Annotated in this window: 13 protein-coding genes; 2 read left to right on the top strand and 11 right to left on the bottom strand. The window is 62.1% G+C overall.

The features are described from left to right. Positions 1-300: 300 nt before the first annotated feature. Positions 301-1,005 carry a TraX family protein gene (locus CFII68_RS04740; RefSeq protein WP_018612400.1) on the bottom strand — a complete coding sequence of 235 codons (705 nt, stop codon included), beginning with the start codon at positions 1,003-1,005 and terminating at the stop codon, positions 301-303. Positions 1,006-1,241: 236 nt separating this feature from the next. Here CFII68_RS04740 and CFII68_RS04745 point away from each other — a divergent pair, with 236 nt between their 5' ends. Beyond that, positions 1,242-2,282 (top strand): low specificity L-threonine aldolase, encoded by a 1,041-nt coding sequence (locus CFII68_RS04745; protein ID WP_018612398.1) that lies wholly within the window; start codon positions 1,242-1,244, stop codon positions 2,280-2,282. 214 nt (positions 2,283-2,496) lie between these two features. Here the strand turns inward: CFII68_RS04745 and gbcB are convergent, their stop codons facing one another. Continuing rightward, on the bottom strand, positions 2,497-3,597 hold the full coding sequence (gbcB, locus tag CFII68_RS04750; protein ID WP_018612396.1) for a glycine-betaine demethylase subunit GbcB: 1,101 nt from the start codon (positions 3,595-3,597) through the stop codon (positions 2,497-2,499). Between the two features lie 284 nt (positions 3,598-3,881). Between gbcB and gbcA the strand changes: the two genes are divergently transcribed. Continuing rightward, entirely contained in the window at positions 3,882-5,174 is a 1,293-nt protein-coding gene (gbcA, locus tag CFII68_RS04755) for a glycine-betaine demethylase subunit GbcA (protein ID WP_018612395.1), read from the top strand. Positions 5,175-5,312: 138 nt separating this feature from the next. Here the strand turns inward: gbcA and CFII68_RS04760 are convergent, their stop codons facing one another. The 9 genes from CFII68_RS04760 to CFII68_RS04800 all read right to left on the bottom strand — a co-directional run bounded on the left by CFII68_RS04760 (position 5,313) and on the right by CFII68_RS04800 (position 20,862). Continuing rightward, complete coding sequence (locus tag CFII68_RS04760) at positions 5,313-6,557, bottom strand: metallophosphoesterase (RefSeq protein WP_018612393.1); 1,245 nt, start codon at positions 6,555-6,557, stop codon at positions 5,313-5,315. Between the two features lie 27 nt (positions 6,558-6,584). After that, the gene (locus CFII68_RS04765; RefSeq protein ID WP_018612389.1) at positions 6,585-8,453 is read right to left on the bottom strand and encodes a cytochrome c; all 1,869 of its coding nucleotides are present in this window, start codon (positions 8,451-8,453) and stop codon (positions 6,585-6,587) included. A 121-nt stretch (positions 8,454-8,574) separates the two neighbouring features. Next, positions 8,575-12,027, bottom strand: coding sequence for a GMC oxidoreductase (locus CFII68_RS04770; protein ID WP_018612387.1), 3,453 nt, complete (start codon positions 12,025-12,027; stop codon positions 8,575-8,577). Between the two features lie 1,048 nt (positions 12,028-13,075). Then, on the bottom strand, positions 13,076-13,846 hold the full coding sequence (locus tag CFII68_RS04775; RefSeq protein ID WP_018612385.1) for an electron transfer flavoprotein subunit beta: 771 nt from the start codon (positions 13,844-13,846) through the stop codon (positions 13,076-13,078). Between the two features lie 13 nt (positions 13,847-13,859). Next, a complete protein-coding gene (locus CFII68_RS04780; protein WP_018612383.1) occupies positions 13,860-15,080 on the bottom strand; it encodes an electron transfer flavoprotein subunit alpha/FixB family protein in 1,221 nt (406 codons plus the stop codon). After that, on the bottom strand, positions 15,077-17,029 hold the full coding sequence (gene dgcB, locus CFII68_RS04785; protein WP_018612381.1) for a dimethylglycine demethylation protein DgcB: 1,953 nt from the start codon (positions 17,027-17,029) through the stop codon (positions 15,077-15,079). Before dgcB ends, CFII68_RS04780 begins: the two co-directional genes overlap by 4 nt. A 170-nt stretch (positions 17,030-17,199) precedes the next feature. Beyond that, positions 17,200-19,260: a dimethylglycine demethylation protein DgcA gene (dgcA, locus tag CFII68_RS04790; RefSeq protein ID WP_014340592.1), complete on the bottom strand. Its 2,061-nt coding sequence runs from the start codon at positions 19,258-19,260 to the stop codon at positions 17,200-17,202. 15 nt (positions 19,261-19,275) lie between these two features. Then, entirely contained in the window at positions 19,276-19,806 is a 531-nt protein-coding gene (locus CFII68_RS04795; protein WP_018612374.1) for a DUF5943 domain-containing protein, read from the bottom strand. A 78-nt stretch (positions 19,807-19,884) separates the two neighbouring features. Next, a complete protein-coding gene (locus tag CFII68_RS04800; RefSeq protein WP_014340593.1) occupies positions 19,885-20,862 on the bottom strand; it encodes a dipeptidase in 978 nt (325 codons plus the stop codon). Between the last annotated feature and the right edge of the window lie 30 nt (positions 20,863-20,892).

Genomic DNA, 20,892 nt, shown 5'->3' with positions numbered 1-20,892 from the left:
ACGGACCATTCGGTCGTGCCCTTTGGATGCGATGGTATGGCTGGCGCAGGCATGTCAAATGCCTATGGACGCCACGCAAAGGTGCGTTTACGACATGGGACCAAAGAGTCGGAGAGCAAGGCCTGCGCGATAGCACTGTGGGAACTGAGATTTGTGGGAGCAAAGCTTGCTCGCGATCCAGGCGCCTCGGTCCACGGGAGACCGCGGCGTTTTCATCGCGGGCAAGCCTTGCTCCCACAGGCCTTGCTCCCACAGGTATTGTTCCCACAGCTTGACTCCAAAAATGCTGCTCCCACAGGGCTATGCGGCGATATGGCGAACTGCGAGCAAGACCAGGAAATGCGCGGGATACAGCGCATACGCCCAGCGCCGCATCGCCGGTGGATGAAAACGACCCGCCTGTCGCAAAAGCATCAGCCCAAGCCATGGCGCGATCAGGCAAGCCACCAACCCGCCGATCGCCACTGGCTCCCCCAGCCACGCCGCGCCATACAGCACCCGCCATTGATTAGCCGCCACGCAGACCAATCCCGGCAACAAGGCCATGTACAAGGGACGCTTGAATACCAGCAACATCGCCAGCGGCAGCAGCACACCAAAGAACCCGAACATCAGTTGCGATGAAAACAGCGCCGCCAACAACAACGCCACCGCGGCCAGGCATCGCGCCCCCAGGGTGGGCGTCTGCCAACAGCGCGCCACCAACAAGCCCAGCATCAGGGTTGGCATCACATTCAGGGTGGCGGGGACGGGAATGAACAAGCGGTAGGGGATTTCGCTGACGGTACTGAATAGCAGCAGCCAACCCAGGTAACGCGTGGGGGCGGTGCTGGCGTCGTTGCGCGACAGGTTCGCCGCCATCGCCAGGCAGAACCAGGGGAAGGCCAACCGTCCCGGCACGTACAGCCAATCGACGGAGAAACCGACATATCGCAGATGATCGAGCACCATCGCCAACAGAGCCAGCCACTTGAGCAAGTCCAGGGCGCCGTCACGCCGGTTCATGTGTGAAACAGCTCGATGACTTTGATACTTTCCGACAGAAACATCCGGTGTGTTCCCCCACTAATCTTGGGTAAAGTGCGCACCAACATAGATCACGGCGTTGCACACTCAAGCGCGCCGAACCATGATCGACCACGGCGCTGTGGACCCAAACACGCCGAACCATGGAACGCCCCACCCGGGCATTCCGCCAGGGATCTTCTTTATCCAGGACTCTCTATTCAAGGAGCAAGGCCATGACCGACAAGAGTCAACAGTTTGCCAGCGACAACTATTCCGGCATTTGCCCCGAAGCCTGGGCGGCCATGGAAGAAGCCAACCAGGGTCACCAACGCGCCTACGGCGACGACGAGTGGACCCACCGCGCGGCGGACGATTTCCGGGCCTTGTTCGAAACCGACTGCGAAGTGTTCTTCGCGTTCAACGGCACGGCGGCCAACTCGTTGGCGTTGTCCTCACTGTGCCAGAGTTACCACAGCGTGATCTGCTCGGAAACCGCCCACGTCGAAACCGACGAATGCGGCGCACCGGAGTTCTTTTCCAACGGTTCCAAGCTGCTGGTGGCGCGCACTGAAAACGGCAAGCTGACCCCCGAGTCGATCCGTGAGATCGCCCTCAAGCGCCAGGACATCCACTACCCCAAGCCCCGGGTCGTGACCCTGACCCAAGCCACGGAAGTCGGCAGCGTCTACACCCCGGAAGAAATCCGCGCCATCAGCGTCACCTGCAAGGAACTGGGGCTGAACCTGCACATGGACGGCGCGCGTTTTTCCAACGCCTGCGCCTTCCTCGGCTGCTCCCCGGCCGACCTGACCTGGAAGGCCGGCGTGGACGTGTTGTGCTTCGGCGGCACGAAAAACGGCATGGCAGTGGGTGAAGCGATCCTGTTCTTCAACCATGACCTGGCCGAAGACTTCGACTATCGCTGCAAACAGGCCGGGCAACTGGCCTCGAAGATGCGCTTCCTCTCCGCGCCCTGGGTCGGTTTGCTGCAAAACCAGGCCTGGCTCAAGCACGCCCGCCACGCCAACCACTGCGCCCAATTGCTGGCAGAGCTGGTCAGCGACATTCCCGACGTGGAACTGATGTTCCCGGTCCAGGCCAACGGCGTGTTCCTGCAACTCTCGGAACCGGCCATCGCCGCGCTGACCGCCAAGGGCTGGCGTTTCTACACCTTCATCGGCAAAGGCGGCGCACGCTTCATGTGCTCGTGGGATACCGAAGAAGCGCGAGTGCGGGAATTGGCGGCGGATATTCGGGAAGTGATGGCGAGCTAGGAAAGCCGCCCCGGCCTGTCATGCCCGCCGTGGTGAAAGAGGCTTACTGTGGGAGCAAAGCTTGCTCGCGATGCAGACGGCTCGGTCCATGGGAGACCCCGTCGCTTTCATCGCGGGCAAGCCTTGCTCCCACAGGCTTTGCTCCCACAGCAAGCTTTGCTCCCACAGGCCTTGATCCCACAGGGGGCGGCTCACCGCCACTAGGATGGGCAGATCAGAAATCGATCCGCACATCCCCCTTCGGCACGCTGCAGCACGACAGGATATACCCCTCGGCCTCGTCGTCCTCGGTGATCCCGCCGTTGTGGTCCATTTCCACTTCCCCACCCAGCTTCAGCACCTTGCAGGTGCCGCAGATGCCCATGCCGCAGGCCTTGGGGATCATCATGCCGAGCTTGGCAGCCGCGGCGTGCACGGTTTCGCCCGGCCCCACGCGAATGCTCTTGCCCGAGGAGGTGAACTCCACCAGGTGCAGGTCCGCTGCGTCGACTTGCGGGGCGTCGGCCGCTTGTTCGGCCTGTTCCACGGCGTCGGCGCGGGCTTCCGGTGGCGTGGCGCCGAAGGATTCCTCGTGGTAACGCTTCATGTCGTAGCCGGCCGCTTCCAGCAGGCGCTTGACCGCGGTCATGTACGGGGTCGGGCCGCAGCAAAACACCTCGCGCTCGAGGAAGTCGGGCACCATCAATTCCAGCATCTTGTGGTTCAGATAACCGCGATAGCCGGCCCAGGGCTCGCCCAGGCCGTGTTTTTCGCAGATCAGGTGCAAGCTGAAGTTGTCGATCCGCGACGCCATGTGCTCCAGCTCGCGGTGGTAGATGATGTCCTTGGGCGAGCGGGCGCTGTGGATAAAGGTCATGTCGACATTGGCGTTGGTGTCGTAGAACCAGCGCGCCATGGACATGCACGGCGTGATCCCCACGCCACCGCTCAGGTACAGGACTTTCGGGCTCGGGAAATCGATGGCGTTGAACAACCCCACCGGCCCGTGCACCGCCAGCTCCTGGCCTTCATGCAGGGTGTCGTGCAGCCAGTTGGAAACCTTGCCCCCCGGCACGCGCTTGATGGTCACCGAGAAACTGTAGGGCACCGACGGCGAGCTGGAGATGGTGTAGGAGCGCATGATCGGCTGGCCTTCGATTTCCAGCTCCAGGGTGACGAACTGCCCAGGCTTGAAAAAGAACAGGATCGGCTGGTCAGCCATGAAGCAGAAGGTGCGCACATCCCAGGTTTCCTGGATGACTTTGACGCAACGTACGATATGTCGGCCATTGGCCCAGGTCTGGGTCGTGACCGGGTTCAGGAAGTTATTGGACATGCTGATCTCCACGGCCGACTGTCGGCCTTCATGAGGGCGATTGTGCGCAGGCGCCTGGGTGACCATTTACCTATCTGCGACATTCACATACTTATCGCGACCAGCCCCCAACTACCGGGGCTAGCGCGTCGGGAACAGATTGGGCCATGTCGCCCATGGATAAGGTTGCGCCCCTGCGCGGCCCCACACTCGCCCCAACAGATAAACAAAGTTTTCTGCCTTGCGTAGCACAACCGATTAGTCATTTTCACCGGCTCCGCTTAGAGGGCCACGAGGATAAAACGATGGACACCACCACCCTGAGCCTGGGCGATCCGCTGGAACCCGCACGCAAGGCCACCGCGCAAATGCTGCAAGAGCGCGAGCGCACCTTTTCGCTGCCGCAGCCGTTCTACTCCGATGAGCGCCTGTTTGATATCGATATGCAGGAAATCTTCCAGAAAGAATGGTTGATCGCCGGCATGACCTGCGAGATCCCGGCCAAGGGCAATTACCTGACCCTGCAAGTCGGCAAGAACCCGATCATCGTGATTCGCGGTGCCGAGGGCGTGGTGCACGCGTTCCATAACGTCTGCCGCCACCGTGGTTCGCGGCTGTGCACCAGCGACAAGGGCAAGGTCGCCAAACTGGTCTGCCACTACCACCAGTGGACCTACGAGCTGGACGGTCGCCTGTTGTTCGCCGGCACCGAGATGGGCGCCGACTTCGACATGAAGCAGTACGGCCTCAAGCCTGTGAACGTGAAGACCGCGGGTGGCTACATCTTCATCAGCCTGGCCGAGAACCCGCCGGCCATCGATGACTTCCTGTCGACGCTGAACCATTACATGGAACCGTACGACATGGAGAATACCAAGGTGGCGGTGCAAACCACCTTGATGGAAAAGGCCAACTGGAAACTGGTACTGGAAAACAACCGCGAGTGCTACCACTGCAACGCCTCGCACCCTGAACTGCTCAAGACCCTGCTGGAATGGGACGACGTCACCGACCCGCGGGCCGACCAGGCCTTCAAGGACCACGTGGCTGCCTCCGCCGCCGCCTGGGATGCCGAGAAGATCCCTTACGCCCACGCCAGTTTCGGCCTGCGCAACCGCATCGTACGCATGCCGCTGCTCAAGGGCACCGTGTCGATGACCATGGACGGCAAGCAAGGCTGCGCCAAGCTGATGGGCCGCATCAAAAATCCGGACCTGGGCTCGATGCGTATCCTGCACCTGCCGCACTCGTGGAACCACTGCATGGGCGACCACATCATCGTGTTCACCGTGTGGCCGATCAGCGCCCAGGAAACCATGGTCACCACCAAGTGGCTGGTGCACAAGGACGCGGTCGAAGGCGTGGACTACGACGTGGCGCGCATGCGCGAAGTCTGGGACGCCACCAACGACCAGGACCGTCGCCTGGCCGAAGAAAACCAGCGCGGCATCAACTCCACCGCCTACCAGCCAGGCCCGTACTCCAAGACCTATGAGTTCGGCGTGGTGAACTTCGTCGACTGGTACAGCGAGCGCATGCTCAACAACCTGGGGGCCGAGCCGGCGCCTTACCTCAAGGGCGTTCCGGTCCAGGGCTAAAATCCAAAGCTTCGGTTGATGATCGTCCCCACGCTCTGCGTGGGGATGCAGCCCGGGACGCTCTGCGTCCCAAAAGCCGAACGCGGAGCGTCCGTAGAGGCATTCCCACGCGGAGCGTGGGAACGATCTTCACGATCTTCAGTGGGAAGACCACCGCACACTGCCATCCTCCCCATAAAACGTCTCGACAATCTCCTCCCCCTTCAGCCGCACCTTCACATACCCGTTCAACACCCGCAGCGGATACGCCTCGTCACCCGCCAATTGGGTCTCCGACCACAATACCCCGGCATGCCCGTTCAATTCGCTGGTGGTGCCATAGGGGATCGCCCCGTGCCCGGCGCAGCGCGCATGCAATCCGCCTTGCGGTGCGTAGCAGATGCCGTTGTGCAAATGCCCCCAGTACCAGTAGTCCGGTTCACGCCCCAAGGCATCGCACACCGGTTGGTAAAGCGCCGTCTTGTTGTGCCCGGAAATATCAAAACCCTGGTGATGACTGAGCACCATGAGTTTCTTGCGCTTGGGCAGGGTTTTCATCCACTCGATCTGCTGGGTGTTGAGGGTGCCGTCCATGTACAGGTTCATGGCGTCCGAGGCGTAGGCGCTGTCGAGGCCAACCACCAGCCAGTCGTCGTTGTACAAGGCAAAGTAACTGGTGCCCTGCTGCACCGGGAAACGCTTGGACAATTCCTTGAAATAGCCGTGGGCACCGCTGTACATCTCGTGGTTGGAATTGAGGGTGAACGCGCCATGCTTGCCCTGGGGCCAGCCGACCATGTCGACGTCTTCCTGGGAATGGGTGCCGGCGTAATACACGTCGCCCAGATGGATGGTGAAATCGGCCAGGGCCAGTTGCATCTGGTTGGCCACCGCCACCGCCGGGGCATGACTGTCGAACGGCCCGGTGCCCCAGTCGCCAGCGATGGCCAGCACCACGTCGCTGTCCATTTTCACCAGCGCCGGGTTGGTGGCGAACGGCGCGTGGTGGCGCAGGTTCTCGATCCACTTGAGCAGCGCCTCGCTCCACAACAGATCCAGCAGTTCCCATTTGCGGCAGCCGAGCAAGGTGCCGTCCTTGAGTACCCGGGTCGGCAACTCGTCCACGCTTTGCGGCAAGGGCGTGGCGTTGCCGATTTTGAGGATCGACAAACCGTGGGACAACTCCCACGGCACGGCCGGCTCGTCGTCCGGCAGGTCGCCATGCTCGATGACATGCTGGGCCTGGTCGTGGCCTCGCTGCAGCAGCTTGACGATGGCCTGGAACTCCTCGGGCTCGAGGTCGTTGACCAGTTTTTTCCAGGACATCTCCAGCCGCGTGACCAACCCATGCAGGCGGACCTTGACCTTGTCGAACTCATGTTCCCAATGGTGCAGTAATGACATGTGAACGCTCCTTCGCAATGCCCTGGGCTACAGGGTCTTCATGAATTCGATCAGGGCCCGTTTATCGACGTCCGACAGCTGCGTGCCATACAGGTGGCCACCGTTGTGGTTGCCTTCCAGGCGGGTGTCGTATTTGAAATCCGCCGACGCCTTCATCTGCGCGCCGCGGGTGATGAAGCCGACCTTCTCCTGGTCGTAGATGTCGGAGCCGGTGTAGAACACTTGCGGACGTTGCTCCGGCGGTTGCAGCAAATCCCACAGGGTCGGCACCGAACCGTTGTGCAGGTACGGCGCGCGCAGCCAGATACCGTCGGTGGGCGTGTTGCTGTAGCTCTGGGTCTTGCGGTAGGCGCCAAAGTCGAACGGCGGTTTCTTGAAGCCGTGGAACGCCGTCACCAGGCCGGTGGTGAAGGAATTCAAGCGATGGGGATCGGTGCCCAACTGGTCGATGTTGGTGGTGACCTGACCGGTGTCGCTGCGGCCAAAATCGTGGCAGCTGGCGCAGTTTTTCTCCCAGATCGGTTTGCCTTGGGCGACTTTCGCCTGGTCCAGGGCGAACGGCCAGGCCGGCGCCTTGTGGCCCAGCAGCCAGTTCGTGACGCGATTGAAACTCGGCGGCAGCACCGATTGCGGCGTCGCGCCCACGGCCATGGCCGCTGCGTAGTTGCGTTCGTGGATCTTGTTGTTATTGCCGTCCCAATGCAGGTACATGGACTCGCGCGGTTTCTGGTTCCAGACCTGCGGCAGATCCACGGTGCCGATGGTGGAGTCATCCGGGAAGCCGAACACCACCATTTTGGTCGGGTTGAAGGTGTCGGTCCGCCCTGGCCCCTGGGCCGGACGCAGCTTCTGCCAGGCATACGCCTGCTTCTGTTTGAGCAGCGCACTCTTGGCCATCGGAATGATCAGGTAACGGTTGTACAGCTTCTCGAAAAAACCCAGTTGGAACTTGCCATTGATCGCCGCCATCACCGCCTGGGGGGTGAATTTCGGGTCGCTGGCGCACTCGTAGGCGAACCACTGGAAGGCCTGCAGTTGCAGGGTATTGGCCGGCGCGCTAGCGACCGGAACCGCTACGTCACTGGCATTGGCCCGATAGGAGCCGGTGTGACACAGGGCACAGTTGGGTTCCACCGTGGGGTAACCGAGCTGCCGCTTGGCCATGCCAATGGGCAGGTCTTTGCCGTTTTCATAGAGAAAACCGAACACCTCGTAGCCACCCGGCTTGGGCAGTTTTTCCGGGCACATCTGCGGCAGCACGGCGAACAGGTAGTAGGGAATCCGCGCCTCGATGCCCAGGCCGATGGCGGCGTATTTGTAATGGTCTTCGTCGGAGGCGAAGTCCGGTTGCGGGACTTCCCGGATCATCTGGTACCAGGTCTGGTAGCCGATGAAGCCCAGCACCAGCAGCACCACCAGCGTGCCGACCTTGAAACCGTGGCTCTGCCAGCGCAGCGCCCAACCGGCGCGCCATTCCCGCCAACCGGCGCAGAGCAAGGCCAGCGGACGATTGGCCACCGGGCTGCCCAGGTACAGCAGCACGCCCAGGATCAGGAACATGCTCAGGTCGCCCATCAGCATCGGCACGAACAGCTGGCCCTGGTTGTTGGTGTTGATCAGGTAGATCCAGAACACCACCGCCACCAGCCGCGACAGCACGCACAACCACGAATGCACCACGAAACGCGGCGCGTTGAACCCCGAGGGCATGTAGAACAGGCTGATCCCCACCAGCAACATGCCGGCGTTCTCCAGCCAGGGATCGGACAATACGGGGGGCAGGCCGATCATGGACGTCAGCAACGCCGGCGCGAACAGCGCCGGGATCGCGAAGAACATGTTCATGACAATCCCGACCCAGATGATGCGTTGGAACCAGCGGATGTAAGTGTTCATGGCATTTCCCTTGATCGTTCCCACGCTCTGCGTGGGCATGCATCCCGTGACGCTCTGCGTCACAACAGCGGACGCAGAGCGTCCATGGCGGCATTCCCACGCGGAGCGTGGGAACGATCAGCTAGCCCAACGCCGTCTTCTCCAGGTGTTCAAGGATGATCGGATACACATCCACCACCGCATCCTTGCCGAACATGCAGTCGATGTGGCCGTACCCCGGCACTTCGTGGCGGCTGAACAACTGCGGGCCGTGCATCTCGCACAGTCGCTCATAGGTCTTGAGGGTGCTTTGTGGCAGGTAGCACTGGTTGTCGGCGCCGCTGATGAAGCAGATCGGCAACTTCAACCGATCGAAATGCGGCATGTAGACGTCGTTGCCCTTGAAGTCCACCAGGTGCCCCTTGCGCACGATCAGCGCCAGGTGCTCGAAGGTCTGGATGTTCGACTCGCCGAACAACTCATGCAGGTTGTCGTGCAGGGTTTCGTTGAGGGTGTCGTGGCGGTACAGCGACGCATACATGAACGTGATGCGATGGCAGACCGGGTTGGTGCAATAGCCCTGGGCCTCGATCCGGGCATAGCCGTTAAGGGCCTTGTCGTAGAGTTTGTTGAACCAGCTTTCCTTGGTGTCGGCGTAGGCCGTGAGGGACTTGATGCCAATGGCATCGAGCATCCCCGGCAAGTGCAAACCGGCCTTCAGCCCAGTAGCAGTGGCAACCACCGTGTCAGCGGCGATCTGCGAGCAGACCACCGAACGCACGCCCTGCAAGCCCGCCAGCATCGACATGAAGAACGTCGTCGCGCCGTAGCAATGCACCACGCACTGCACGTCACGGGCCAGGGTCGCTTGCTGGATCTGCTCGATGGCGGCCTTGAAATCGTACTGGGCCACCTGGTCGCCGTTCCATTCATTTTTGCTGGCCGGCAGCAGGATGCTCACCCGCAGATCCAACAGCCAGACGTCATATTCGTGCTTGCAGAGGTATTCCAGCAGGTTGGTGTGAATGGTGTCAGTGGAGAAAATATTCGAGCCCACGCCCAGGCCATGGACCAACATCACCGGGCCTTTGGTGCCGGCCTGGTAACGGGTCAGGCGCAACTCGACGTTGTCTTCGGTCTGGAAGAAATGCACGGCCGGCGCCGGTGCATCCAGTGGCCGTTTCAACCGGGGCGGTGCGTCCGGGTTGAAGTAGACATCGCCGGCGAAGACACCGCCGTAGCTCTCCCACAAGATACCGGCAAAGAACTTGCCGAACCGCGCCAGCGCCTCCACGCGCTCACGCTCGTTGCGGGCGTTGAGCACTTTCATGGTGGTCATCTGCTTGGCGAAGTCCGCCGGCAGGATGTGCATCACCCCGGAGCCGATCACCGCGCCGGTCTTGTCCGGCCCGCGATAGAGGGTGACGTACAGGGTGCTGGTGTCAGGCCAGATGTTCAGCACACCGTTGTCCTCGGGCACGGTCTTGAAGGCGCTGAAGTAATAGTCGCTGCCGTCTTCGGCGGTCAGCTTCATGTCGTAGTTCATGTGCCGCACGCCAACCTGTTCCTGGTACTGCTCGAACAGGTTGAACACCCCATTGCTGGCGACCAGCGGCTGCGGCGAGAGCAGCGGTGCATCGAGGGTGCCCACCAGGGTTGCCGCATGTTCCGGCTCCTTGATCAGCCGGTTGAGGTCGGCGGCGGTGATGGTCAGCGTGAACTCGATGGGCGAGTTGTCAGCCTTGCCCCGCTTGGCCGCCGCTTCGTACAGGCTGAGGTCGGTGCCCTGGGGTTGGGTGAAGGCTGTGGAAAAGTAGCCCTTCATGGTTTCGGTGAACTGCACGCCGAGGGTCGGCGCCGCCACGGCTTTGCGCGGGGCGGAGGGCAGCGTGTAGTCGATGATCCAGCCGCGGTCGGCCGCCAGCAGCCCCATGTTGCGCTCGCTCACCGCCGAGATGGTCAGCAGCGGGTTGACCGCCAGCGACGTCGGGATCACCGCGCCGTCGGTCACGTACAGGCCCGGGTAGACATCGGTGCCGCTGGCGCCACTGAACACCTGGCCCTTGTGATTGACCACGCCTTGGGTCGCGTCCTCGCCCATCACGCAACCGCCCAGGGGATGGACCGAGACGATGCTGTGCTTGAGCAACTTGGTCCAGATCGGGTTCTCGACCCAGATCCCGCCCAAGGCCTTGGTACTCTGGTGCAGCCGCTCGTTGCCGAGGGTGACGTTCTCCTGTTCGCCGACGCCGGGCCAGTCGATGCGCAACTGATCCTTGCTGTCGAGCAGCATGCGCCCCTTGGCGTTGTCATGGCTCATGATCAGGTAGGTCTGCATGTTGTGCAGCGCGCCGTGATACGGCCCGCGCAGGAAGCTCTCGGCTTCGCGCCCCTTGTACTTGAGGCTGGCGCCGAAGCCGGTGTCGGTGGGTACGCCAATCATCCCGGCGAACGCCGCCATGCTTGGCACCATGGCCTGGCCGAGGGCGCCGGGAATCGAACCCTCCTCGATGACCATGCGGCTGCGCCAGTCGCCCTCGGTGCGCATGTCGATGATCGAGGTGATGCACGGCCCCACCGGTTCCAGTTCCTTGGCCGAATGGGCGCCGAAGCCGATGCCGTTGATGACCTGGTCACAGTTGTGGCCGAAGCCGAGGATGTCACCGTTGCCGCTCATGTGCTCGCCCAATTGGCTGGACATCGACAGGCCCTTGTCCCGCGAGCGCAACATGATTTCGGTGGAGCCCAGGGTGCCGGCAGACACCACCACGATGTCGGCGCGCACGAACAGGGTCGGCGCGGAGAACATTTCGCGGCCGCTGTCCAGGTATTGGAAGTGCACGATCCAGCCATCGCCGTCGCGCTCCAGGTGCCGCACCTCGGCCTGGCAGAAAATTTCCGCGCCGTGGTTCCAGGCATCCGGCAGGTAGTTCATCAGCGTGGTGTTCTTGGCCTTGTTGTTACAGCCCGAGACGCAATCGCCACAACCATTGCACGGCAGCTGTTCGACGCCGACGTGGTTGAGGTTGTTGGGCAGCTTGTCGAACGTCACGTTGATCGGTGGTTTGTAGAAATGCGCGCCTTGCTTGAGGTAATCGGCGGACTTCTTGTGCGCGTCGAGCTTGGGCAGGTTCGGTTCCGACGCGGGGTAAGGATTGGGCTTGAGCATCTCCCGGGCCCGGGCGTAGCCGTCCTTGAGCAGCGTGTCCTGGTGCTCACGGACTGCCTGGGGCCAGCGCGGGTCCTCGAACACGCCAGGCTCCGGCTCCAGCGCAACGTTGGCATTGATCAGCGACGTGCCGCCCAGGCCACAACCGACCACCACGTTCTGCTGGGCGTTGACGTGCAAGTCGAACAACCCGGTGCGCGAACCGATGTGGCCATCCGGGTCGTGGACTTGCAGTTCCTCGGTGGCTGCGAGCAGGGTATTGGGGTATTCGCCGGGCTGGATCTCCCGGCCACGCTCCAGCAGGCACACCTTGCGCCCGGCCCGGGACAGACGCGAGGCAGCAATGCCGCCCCCGTAGCCCGAACCGATGACGATCACGTCGTAGTGCTCCTGGATATCACTGATGGGGGTCGAGATCCGTGTCATGTTCAAGTCCTCTCAGGCAGAAGGGGCAACTCTGCGGTTGCCTGCAAATCGACAGGCGCACGAACGCCTGGCCACCGTCCCTTGCAGGGTCCGGCGACAGTCAGCGGTGCTACAGGGGAAAACCCGGGCGCTATAGACGCGCACGCTGATTGACGGCGCGACGATGAATGCGTTTATGCAACGAGGTGGGAGGTGTCGGGACGCAGGTCACCGATGATTGCGGGTGTGAGCGGGGTTCCTTGCTATCCATCATGTGTTCTCCCTGAACCTGATGTGGATAAAGTGGCGATGTCCTTGTGCCATGGAGTGAAGACAGCCCACAGACCCTCGTCAAGGGTGTGACTTAGAACTGTATGAAATTTGATCTATCGCCATTTGCGCTATGCCCGCTGTGGCTTGCAGCGTTTGGCGAACAAGTTATCCACATGACCACCCACAGCAAATGGGGACAAGTACGTGTATGCCCGGCATTTTTCCACCGGCAAAGTGAATAAAAACCGTGACTTATGAACAATGACGGTTTTACCGGCCTATCGGTTGTTTTTTGATCAAACCCCTGTAAGCCATGCCTGGCAAGGCGTGTGGCGGTAAGCGAACACCTTATCCACAGAAGCACCAACAGTGTTTGGGGGTAAATTTGACGATTCTGTGGAAAACCCTTTGGACGGCTTGTAAATCGAGGTTTTCCTGATAAAAAAAGGCTATTTGATCAGTTTATGATCAACTCGCTGAACGCCCCGGTTCGTATGGGTTGCAGCGTAGAGCGAACATCTTATCCACAGAAGCGCCAACAGAGATTGGGGGCAAGTTTTGGCTGGAGCGAATAACTACTCACAGGCAAAAGCCAATAAAAACCGTGAGTTAGACTGATTGTTTTTTGAACGCAGGGCTGGAGGGCCTGATTTGCATGGGGTGCAGAGAGGGGCGAACAGGTTATCCACAGAAGCGCGCACAGGGATTGTGGGTAACCCACCATGCCCATTCTTTGTGGGAGCTAGCCCTGTGGGAGCAAAGCTTGCTCCCACAGGGGGTTAGGGGGTACTTGAGGTCAGCGAACCACTCCTTCCTCCACCAACAGCTTGAGAATCGCCTCGGCCCCCGCCTCCGGGCTCACGCCCTTGAGCACCTGCCCGCCTCCACCACTGGCCTTGGCCGTGGCAGCTTTCATGCGGTCGGCGCCGCTCTTGGCCTTGATCACTTTCAAGCGTTTGGGCCGTGGCTTGGCCGGTTGCAGGGTTGCCACCGCCAGCAAGGTGTCGTCGATCACTTCGACCTCCTCGGTATGCAATGCCCCCCGCCGGGCCGGGCCGTAGGCGCTTTGCCGAGGCTTTGGCGCAGCGCTATCCACAGTGGCCAGGAACGGCAGGCGCACTTTGAGACGTCGCCGTTGGCCGCGAGGCAAGGCTTGCAGCACCAGGGCCACACCCTTGTCGATGGACTCGACCTGGGCCAACCCCACCACCAGCGGCCAACCGAGACTCTCGGCCAGCAGGAACGGCAGCATGCCCGAGCCTTCACCGGTTTCCGCCTGGCTGCCGGTGAGCACCACTTGGGCACCGGCATCACGCAGGTAATCGGTCAGGGCCGGTAGGGCGTCGGCGCCGACGGGGTTTTCCAGCACGTGCAATTCATCCAGGCCCATGCCCAGATAGGCGCGCAGGGCCGGTTCGGCCACGTCGCCAGCGTGCAGCACTTGCAGGTCGCTGCCGGCCAGTTGCAAGCCCAGCTCCACGGCCCGGGCGTCCTGTTCGGCGCGCCGAGGCCGACCGGAAGTGGGGTGGGCGCCGATGGACACGAGGCTGATCACTTGGGTACTCATCAACTTATCCTTCTTAAGCCGCATCGCGCTTGGCTTCGTTGCGGTAAGCCTCTACCGCCGCGATCAAGGCCTGGAGAATCGCCGCGCTGTCACCGATCACCGACAGGTCCGCCCGTTTGATCATGTCGCAACCCGGATCGAGGTTGATCGCCACCACCTTGTCGCAGGCGCCAATGCCCTGCAGGTGCTGGATCGCCCCGGAAATCCCCACGGCCACGTAAACCCGCGCCGTAACCCAGGTGCCGGACGCACCGACCTGGCGATCGCGGGCCATGAAGCCGTCGTCCACCGCCACCCGCGAAGCGCCTTCGGTAGCGCCCAGGGCCGCTGCGGTCTGGTGGAACAGTGCCCAGTCCTTGACCCCGTTGCCGCCGGAGAAAATGAATTCGGCCTCGGCCATCGGGATCGCGCCCGGGTCCACCGCCACCGCACCAAGGTCTTCGATGCGCGACAAGCTGCGGGCCACGCTTGTGGATAACTCCACCGGCAAGGCTTCGTGGCGGGTTTCGCTGACCGGTTCAGCGCATTCGGCCGCTGCCAGGATCAAGCGCGCCAATGGCCGGGCCAGGTCTTGCAGGCCCGCACCGGCGCGGCCGATACACTCTTCGCCCTTGACCTGCCAGACCCGCGTGGCCGGGCGCTCACCCAAGGCCGCAGCAAAGCGCCGGCCCAGTTCGCCGCCACCGGTGCGGCTGTCTGGCAACAGCCAATGGCGTGGGCTGAACTGGTTATCCACAGCCCGCAGGCCTTGCACCCGTTGTTCCGGTGCATAACCGCTGAATTCCTCGCCATCGAGCACCAGCAAGCGGTCGACACCGGCCGTGGCGAAGGCGTTTTCCTTATGCTCGCCGAAGACCACCGCCAGCACTGCGCCTTCACTGCCGGCAAGCTGATGGGCCAGGCCCAGCAGATCGCGGTCGTGGCTGCTCAAGCGGCCACCGACCATGTCCGGCACCACACTGATGTAGAACGCCGGTTGCGGCACCTGATGCAGCGGCAATTGCACTTCAACGGCAGCGCTGCGTTTGCTCGCGCCACCCTGCTGGGCACCGCTGCGGTCGATCCGCTTGATGCCATTGGGGCCGATGAAACCGACACCATGAACGTTCTTGCGAATGACGCCGTTGGGCCCCATCCAGCTGTGCTGCACCGGTTGCATGGCCGCGTGAAGCGGGTGCAGGCGGTTGCGGGCGATCCACTCGGCGCGAGGGTCGCGGCGGATGATTGTGCTCATGAATGCACCTGCGCGAGTTCACGTTTGACCGGGGTCACCGGTTTGCTCGGGGCCACGTCTTCCAGCAGCGCGTCGGCCACCAGTTCGGCAATGTCCTTGATCATCGGCCGCGGCTCGACCACGCCTTCCAGCATCGCGGTGCACTGTGGACAACCCACGGCCACCAGTTCGGCGCCGGTTTCGCGGATGTCTTCCATGCGCATGTCAGGAATCCGCTGCTTGCCCGGGATGTCGGTGATCGGCGCGCCGCCGCCACCGCCGCAGCAACGCGAACGGAAACCGGAACGCTGCATCTCCTTGACCTCGATACCCAGCGCACGCAGCACCTGGCGCGGCGCCTCGTATTCGCCGTTGTAGCGGCCCAGGTAGCACGGGTCGTGATAAGTCACGCTGTCGCCCTTGTGCTGGCCGAGGTTCAACGCACCGGCGTCGATGATTTCCGCCATATAGGTGCTGTGGTGCTGCACCAGGTAGTTGCCATCGAAGGCACCGTATTCGTTTTTCAGCACATGGAAACTGTGGGGGTCGCAGGTGACGATGCGGTTGAAGCTGTATTTGGCCAGGGTCTGGATGTTGCGCTTGGCCAACAGCTGGAACGTCGCCTCATCGCCCAGGCGCCGGGCCACGTCGCCGCTGTCGCGTTCTTCGAGGCCGAGCACGGCGAAGTCGATCTTCGCCGCCTTGAGCACTTTGACGAAGGCGCGCAGGGTGCGCTGGTTGCGCATGTCGAAAGCACCGTCGCCGACCCAGAACAGCACGTCGGTGGATTTCTTCTCGCTGAGCAGATTGAGGTTCAAGTCCGCCGCCCAGTTCATCCGCCCGCCCGGGGCGAAGCCGCCAGGGTTGTCGGTGGCGATGAGGTTTTCCAGCACTTCGGCGCCCTTGTTCGGCGTGGCGCCTTTTTCCAAGGTCAGGTGGCGGCGCATGTCGACGATGGCATCGACGTGCTCGATCATCATCGGGCATTCCTCGACGCACGCCCGGCAGGTGGTGCAAGACCACAGGGTCTCGGCGTCCACCAGGCCGTTGACGATTGGCTGATGGGGATTACCAGCATGTTCGCCCACCGGTTTACCCGGATACGGGCTGCCGGCGAATTTCGCATCGGTGCCGCCGGCCAGGCCGACGACCATGTCCTGGATGAGTTTTTTCGGGTTCAGCGGCTGGCCGGCAGCGAACGCCGGGCAAGCAGCCTCACACTTGCCGCACTGCACGCAGGCATCGAAGCCCAGCAGTTGGTTCCAGGTGAAGTCCTTGGGTTTTTCCACACCCAGCGATGCGCTAGGGTCGTTCAAGTCCAACGGCTTCAGACCGGTGGAACGACCGCCACCAAAGCGCTCCGCTCGGCGGTGCCAGGCCAGGTGCAGGGCACCGGCGAAGGCGTGTTTCATCGGCCCGCCCCAGGTCATGCCGAAAAACAATTCCGACACACCCCACAGCACACCGACACCCAGGATCGCCGCCACCAGCCAACCGCCGAAGTTTTCCGGGAGGATGCCCGCCACCGGCAGGGTCACCAGGAAGAACGACGCCGAGAAAGCCAACAGGCTTTTCGGCAGGCGCATCCAGGGACCCTTGGACAAACGGGCCGGCGGATTGCGCCGACGCAAGTACATAAAGATCGCGCCAACGAACATCACCGCCGACATCAGCAGCAAGGCGTAGCCGAGGATGCGGTTGTGCAGGCCAAAACCGTGTACCAAAATCGCCAACACAATCGACGCCACCGCACCACCGGCCGTGGCGACGTGGGTATTGGCAATGTATTTGTCCCGCGCCACCACATGGTGCAAATCCACCATATAGCGCTTGGGCATGGCGAAGAGACCGCCGATCAGGTCGACCTTGGCCGGTCGTCCGCGACGCCACATGTTCACCCGCCGCAAGGCGCCAAGGACCGCGAGGCCCAGGGCAGCAAACAGCAGGATGGGAAGAAGGGTGTTCAACATAGGTGTTGCTCCCAAAGACCTCAGGTCTTGCAGGCCAAACTAACTGGATGCCTTGCCCGATTCCTGTGGGAGCAAGGCTTGCCCGCGATGCGATCGACTCGGTCCGTCAGATGCTCCGTGTCGCATTTATCGCGGGCAAGCCTTGCTCCCACAGGGTTATCCACAAGCCGTTAGAAATCCTTGCACAACCGCAGGGCGTCGTAGATGGCCGCGTGGGTATTACGCTGGGCCACACAGTCGCCGATGCGGAACAGCAGGTAGCCATCGCCACTCTGCTCCAGGCACGGCTGGGGCTTGATCGCGAACAGGGCTTCAACGTCGATCTGGCCCTTGTTGCGCGAACCTTCCTTGAGCGCGTAGTAGATTTCCTCGTCCGGCCGCACGCCGTTTTCCACCACCACCTGGTCCACCACGCGTTCTTCCTTGGCGCCGGTGTATTCGTTCTCCAGCACCGCCACCAGCTTGTCGCCTTCGCGGTAGACCTTCTCCAGCATCATGTCCCCGGTCATGATCACTTCCTTGGGGTACATGCTGCGGTAGTAGGTGGGGAACGACGTCCCGCCAATGGCCACGCCCGGCTTGATGTCGTCGGTGACGATCTCGACCTGGCTGCCCTTGTCAGCGAGGAAGTCGGCCACCGACATGCCGGTGAACTCGCAAATGGTGTCGTAGACCAATACGTTCTTGCCCGGTGCAACCTTGCCGTCGAGCACGTCCCAGCTGCTGACCACCAGCCCTTCGGCGGCACCCCAGTGCTCGTTCTGCTCCAGGAACGGATGGCCGCCGACGGCCAACACCACCACATCCGGACGCAAGTCCATGATGGTTGCCGCATCAGCCGCCACGCCCAGGCGCAGGTCGACTTTCAACCGCGCCAGCTCCAGTTGGAACCAGCGGGTGATACCGGCGATCTGGTCCCGTTGCGGGGCTTTCGAGGCGGTGGTGATCTGCCCGCCGATGAATTCCTTCTTCTCGAACAGGGTCACGTCGTGCCCACGTTCGGCGGCCACGCGCGCCGCTTCCATCCCGGCCGGGCCGGCACCCACGACCACCACCTTGCGTTTCGGCCCGGTGGACTTCTCGATGATGTGCGGCACGCCCATGTATTCACGGGACGTCGCGGCGTTCTGGATGCACAGCACGTCCAGGCCCTGGTACTGGCGGTCGATGCAGTAGTTGGCGCCGACGCACTGCTTGATCTGGTCGATCTGGCCCATCTTGATCTTGGCGATCAGGTGCGGGTCGGCGATGTGGGCGCGGGTCATGCCGACCATGTCGACGTAACCGCCTTCCAGGATCCGCGTGGCCTGGTTCGGGTCCTTGATGTTCTGCGCGTGCAAAACCGGAACCTTGACCACTTCCTTGATACCGGCGGCCAGGTGCAGGAACGGCTCCGGTGGATAACTCATGTTCGGGATGACGTTGGCCAGGGTGTTGTGGGTGTCGCAACCCGAGCCCACCACACCGATGAAATCCAGCATGCCGGTGTCATCGTAGTACTTGGCGATCTGCTTCATGTCCTCGTGGGACAAGCCGTCCGGGTGGAATTCGTCACCGCACAGGCGCATGCCCACGCAGAAATCGTCGCCCACTTCGGCGCGCACGGCTTTCAACACTTCCAGGCCGAACTTCATGCGGCCTTCGAAGGTGCCGCCCCATTCGTCGGTACGCTTGTTGACCCGCGGGCTCCAGAACTGGTCGATCATGTGCTGGTGCACGGCGGACAGTTCGACGCCGTCCAGGCCACCGGCCTTGGCGCGTTTAGCGGCGCTGGCGTAGTTGCCGATCACCCGCCAGATTTCTTCCGGCTCGATGGTCTTGCAGGTGGCGCGGTGCACCGGCTCACGTACGCCGGACGGCGACATCAGGGTCGGCCAGTTGAAACCGTCCCAACGCGAGCGACGGCCCATGTGGGTAATCTGGATCATGATCTTGGCGCCATGCTTGTGCATGGCGTCGGCCAGGTTCTGGAAGTGCGGAATGATACGGTCGGTGGACAGGTTCACCGAACTCCACCACTCCTGCGGGCTGTCGATGGCGACCACGGACGAGCCACCGCAGATCGCCAGGCCGATGCCGCCCTTGGCCTTCTCTTCGTAATACTTCACGTACCGGTCGGTGGTCATGCCGCCGTCGGTGGCGTAGACCTCGGCGTGCGCGGTGCTGAGCACGCGGTTGCGGATGGTCAGCTTGCCGATCTGGATCGGCTGGAACATTGCTTCAAAAGCCATGGCGCGATCCTCGACTTACAACGGCTTGACGATGAACAGGCCGTCGTCGTGGCCTTCTTCGGAACCGCCGTAGACCTGCTCGGCCACGGTGCGGATCTGGCTGCCGCGAGCGGCGAGGATCTGGTCCATGGCGCCGGCGAACCAGCCAGTGAACATGTAGTCGACCTTGCGCCCGACCTTGCCGTACACATAGACGAACGCCGAGTGTTCGAGCTTGACGCTGGCGGTGCCTTTGTCCAGGTCGATGTCCTGGATCTTGAACAGGCCCCAGCCACGCTGCGACAGGCGCTTCATGTAGTGCTCGAACACCGCGACGCCTTCCAGGCCATGGCATTCGGCTTCTTTTTCACACCAGTGCCAGGCGGATTTGTAGCCGGCCTTGTAGAGAATCTCGGCGTAGGCGTCGGCGCCCAGCACTTCTTCGATGCCCATGTGGTTGTTGACGAAAAAGTGCCGTGGCACGTACAGCATCGGCAGGGCGTCGGAGGTCCAGACACCGGTTTCGCTGTCGACTTCGATAGGCAGTTGCGGGGCGATCTTGGCCATGAAAACTTGACTCCGGAAATTCGTGATGTGCCTGCGGCGCGAGTGGCCGCAGGTAAGGATTCAGTGATGCAGCGGGGTTTACTCGCCCCAGACGTCCTTGAGGACGTTCACCCAGTTCTCGCCCATGATCTTGCGCACTACCCGCTCAGGATGGCCGCGCTTGAGCAGCGTTTCGGTGAGGTTCGGGAACTCGCCCACGGTGCGGATGCCCAGGGGGTTGATGATCTTGCCGAAGCTGGTCAGACGACGGGCGTAGCCCTTGTCGTGGGTCAGCATTTCGAAGAAGTCCTGGCCGTGGCCCTGGGTGAAGTCGGTGCCGATGCCGATGGCGTCTTCACCGACGATGTTCATGGTGTATTCAATGGCCTCGGCGTAGTCGTCGATGGTCGAATCGATGCCCTTGGCCAGGAACGGCGCGAACATGGTCACGCCGACGAAACCGCCGTGGTCGGCGATGAACTTCAGTTCTTCATCGGACTTGTTGCGCGGGTGTTCTTTCAGGCCGGACGGCAGGCAGTGGGAATAGCACACTGGCTTCTTCGATTCGAGGATGACCTCTTCGGAAGTCTTGGAACCGACGTGGGACAGGTCGCACATGATGCCGACCCGGTTCATCTCGGCGACGATTTCGCGACCGAAGCCCGACAGGCCGCCGTCACGCTCGTAGCAACCGGTGCCGACCAGGTTCTGGGTGTTGTAGCACATCTGCACCACACCCACGCCCAGCTGCTTGAAGATCTCGACGTAGCCGAGCTGGTCTTCGAAGGCATGGGCGTTCTGGAAACCGAAGATGATGCCGGTCTTGCCCTGTTCCTTGGCGCGGCGGATGTCGGCGGTGGTTTTCACCGGGATCACCAGGTCGCTGTTCTCGCGGATCAGTTTCTGGCTGGCGGCGATATTGTTGATGGTGGCCTGGAAGCCTTCCCACACCGACACGGTGCAGTTGGCTGCGGTCAGGCCGCCCTTGCGCATGTCTTCGAACAGGTCGCGGTTCCACTTGGCAATGATCAGCCCGTCGATAACGATGCTGTCGGCGTGCAATTCGGCTGGGCTCATCAGGCAGTCCCCTTTTATCAGCGATTCATG

This window comes from Pseudomonas sp. CFII68, from assembly GCF_000416195.1.
Lineage (GTDB): Bacteria > Pseudomonadota > Gammaproteobacteria > Pseudomonadales > Pseudomonadaceae > Aquipseudomonas > Aquipseudomonas kilonensis.
The sequence above is the reverse complement of the archived record's forward strand: the minus strand, read 5'-3'. Positions and strand labels throughout refer to the sequence as shown.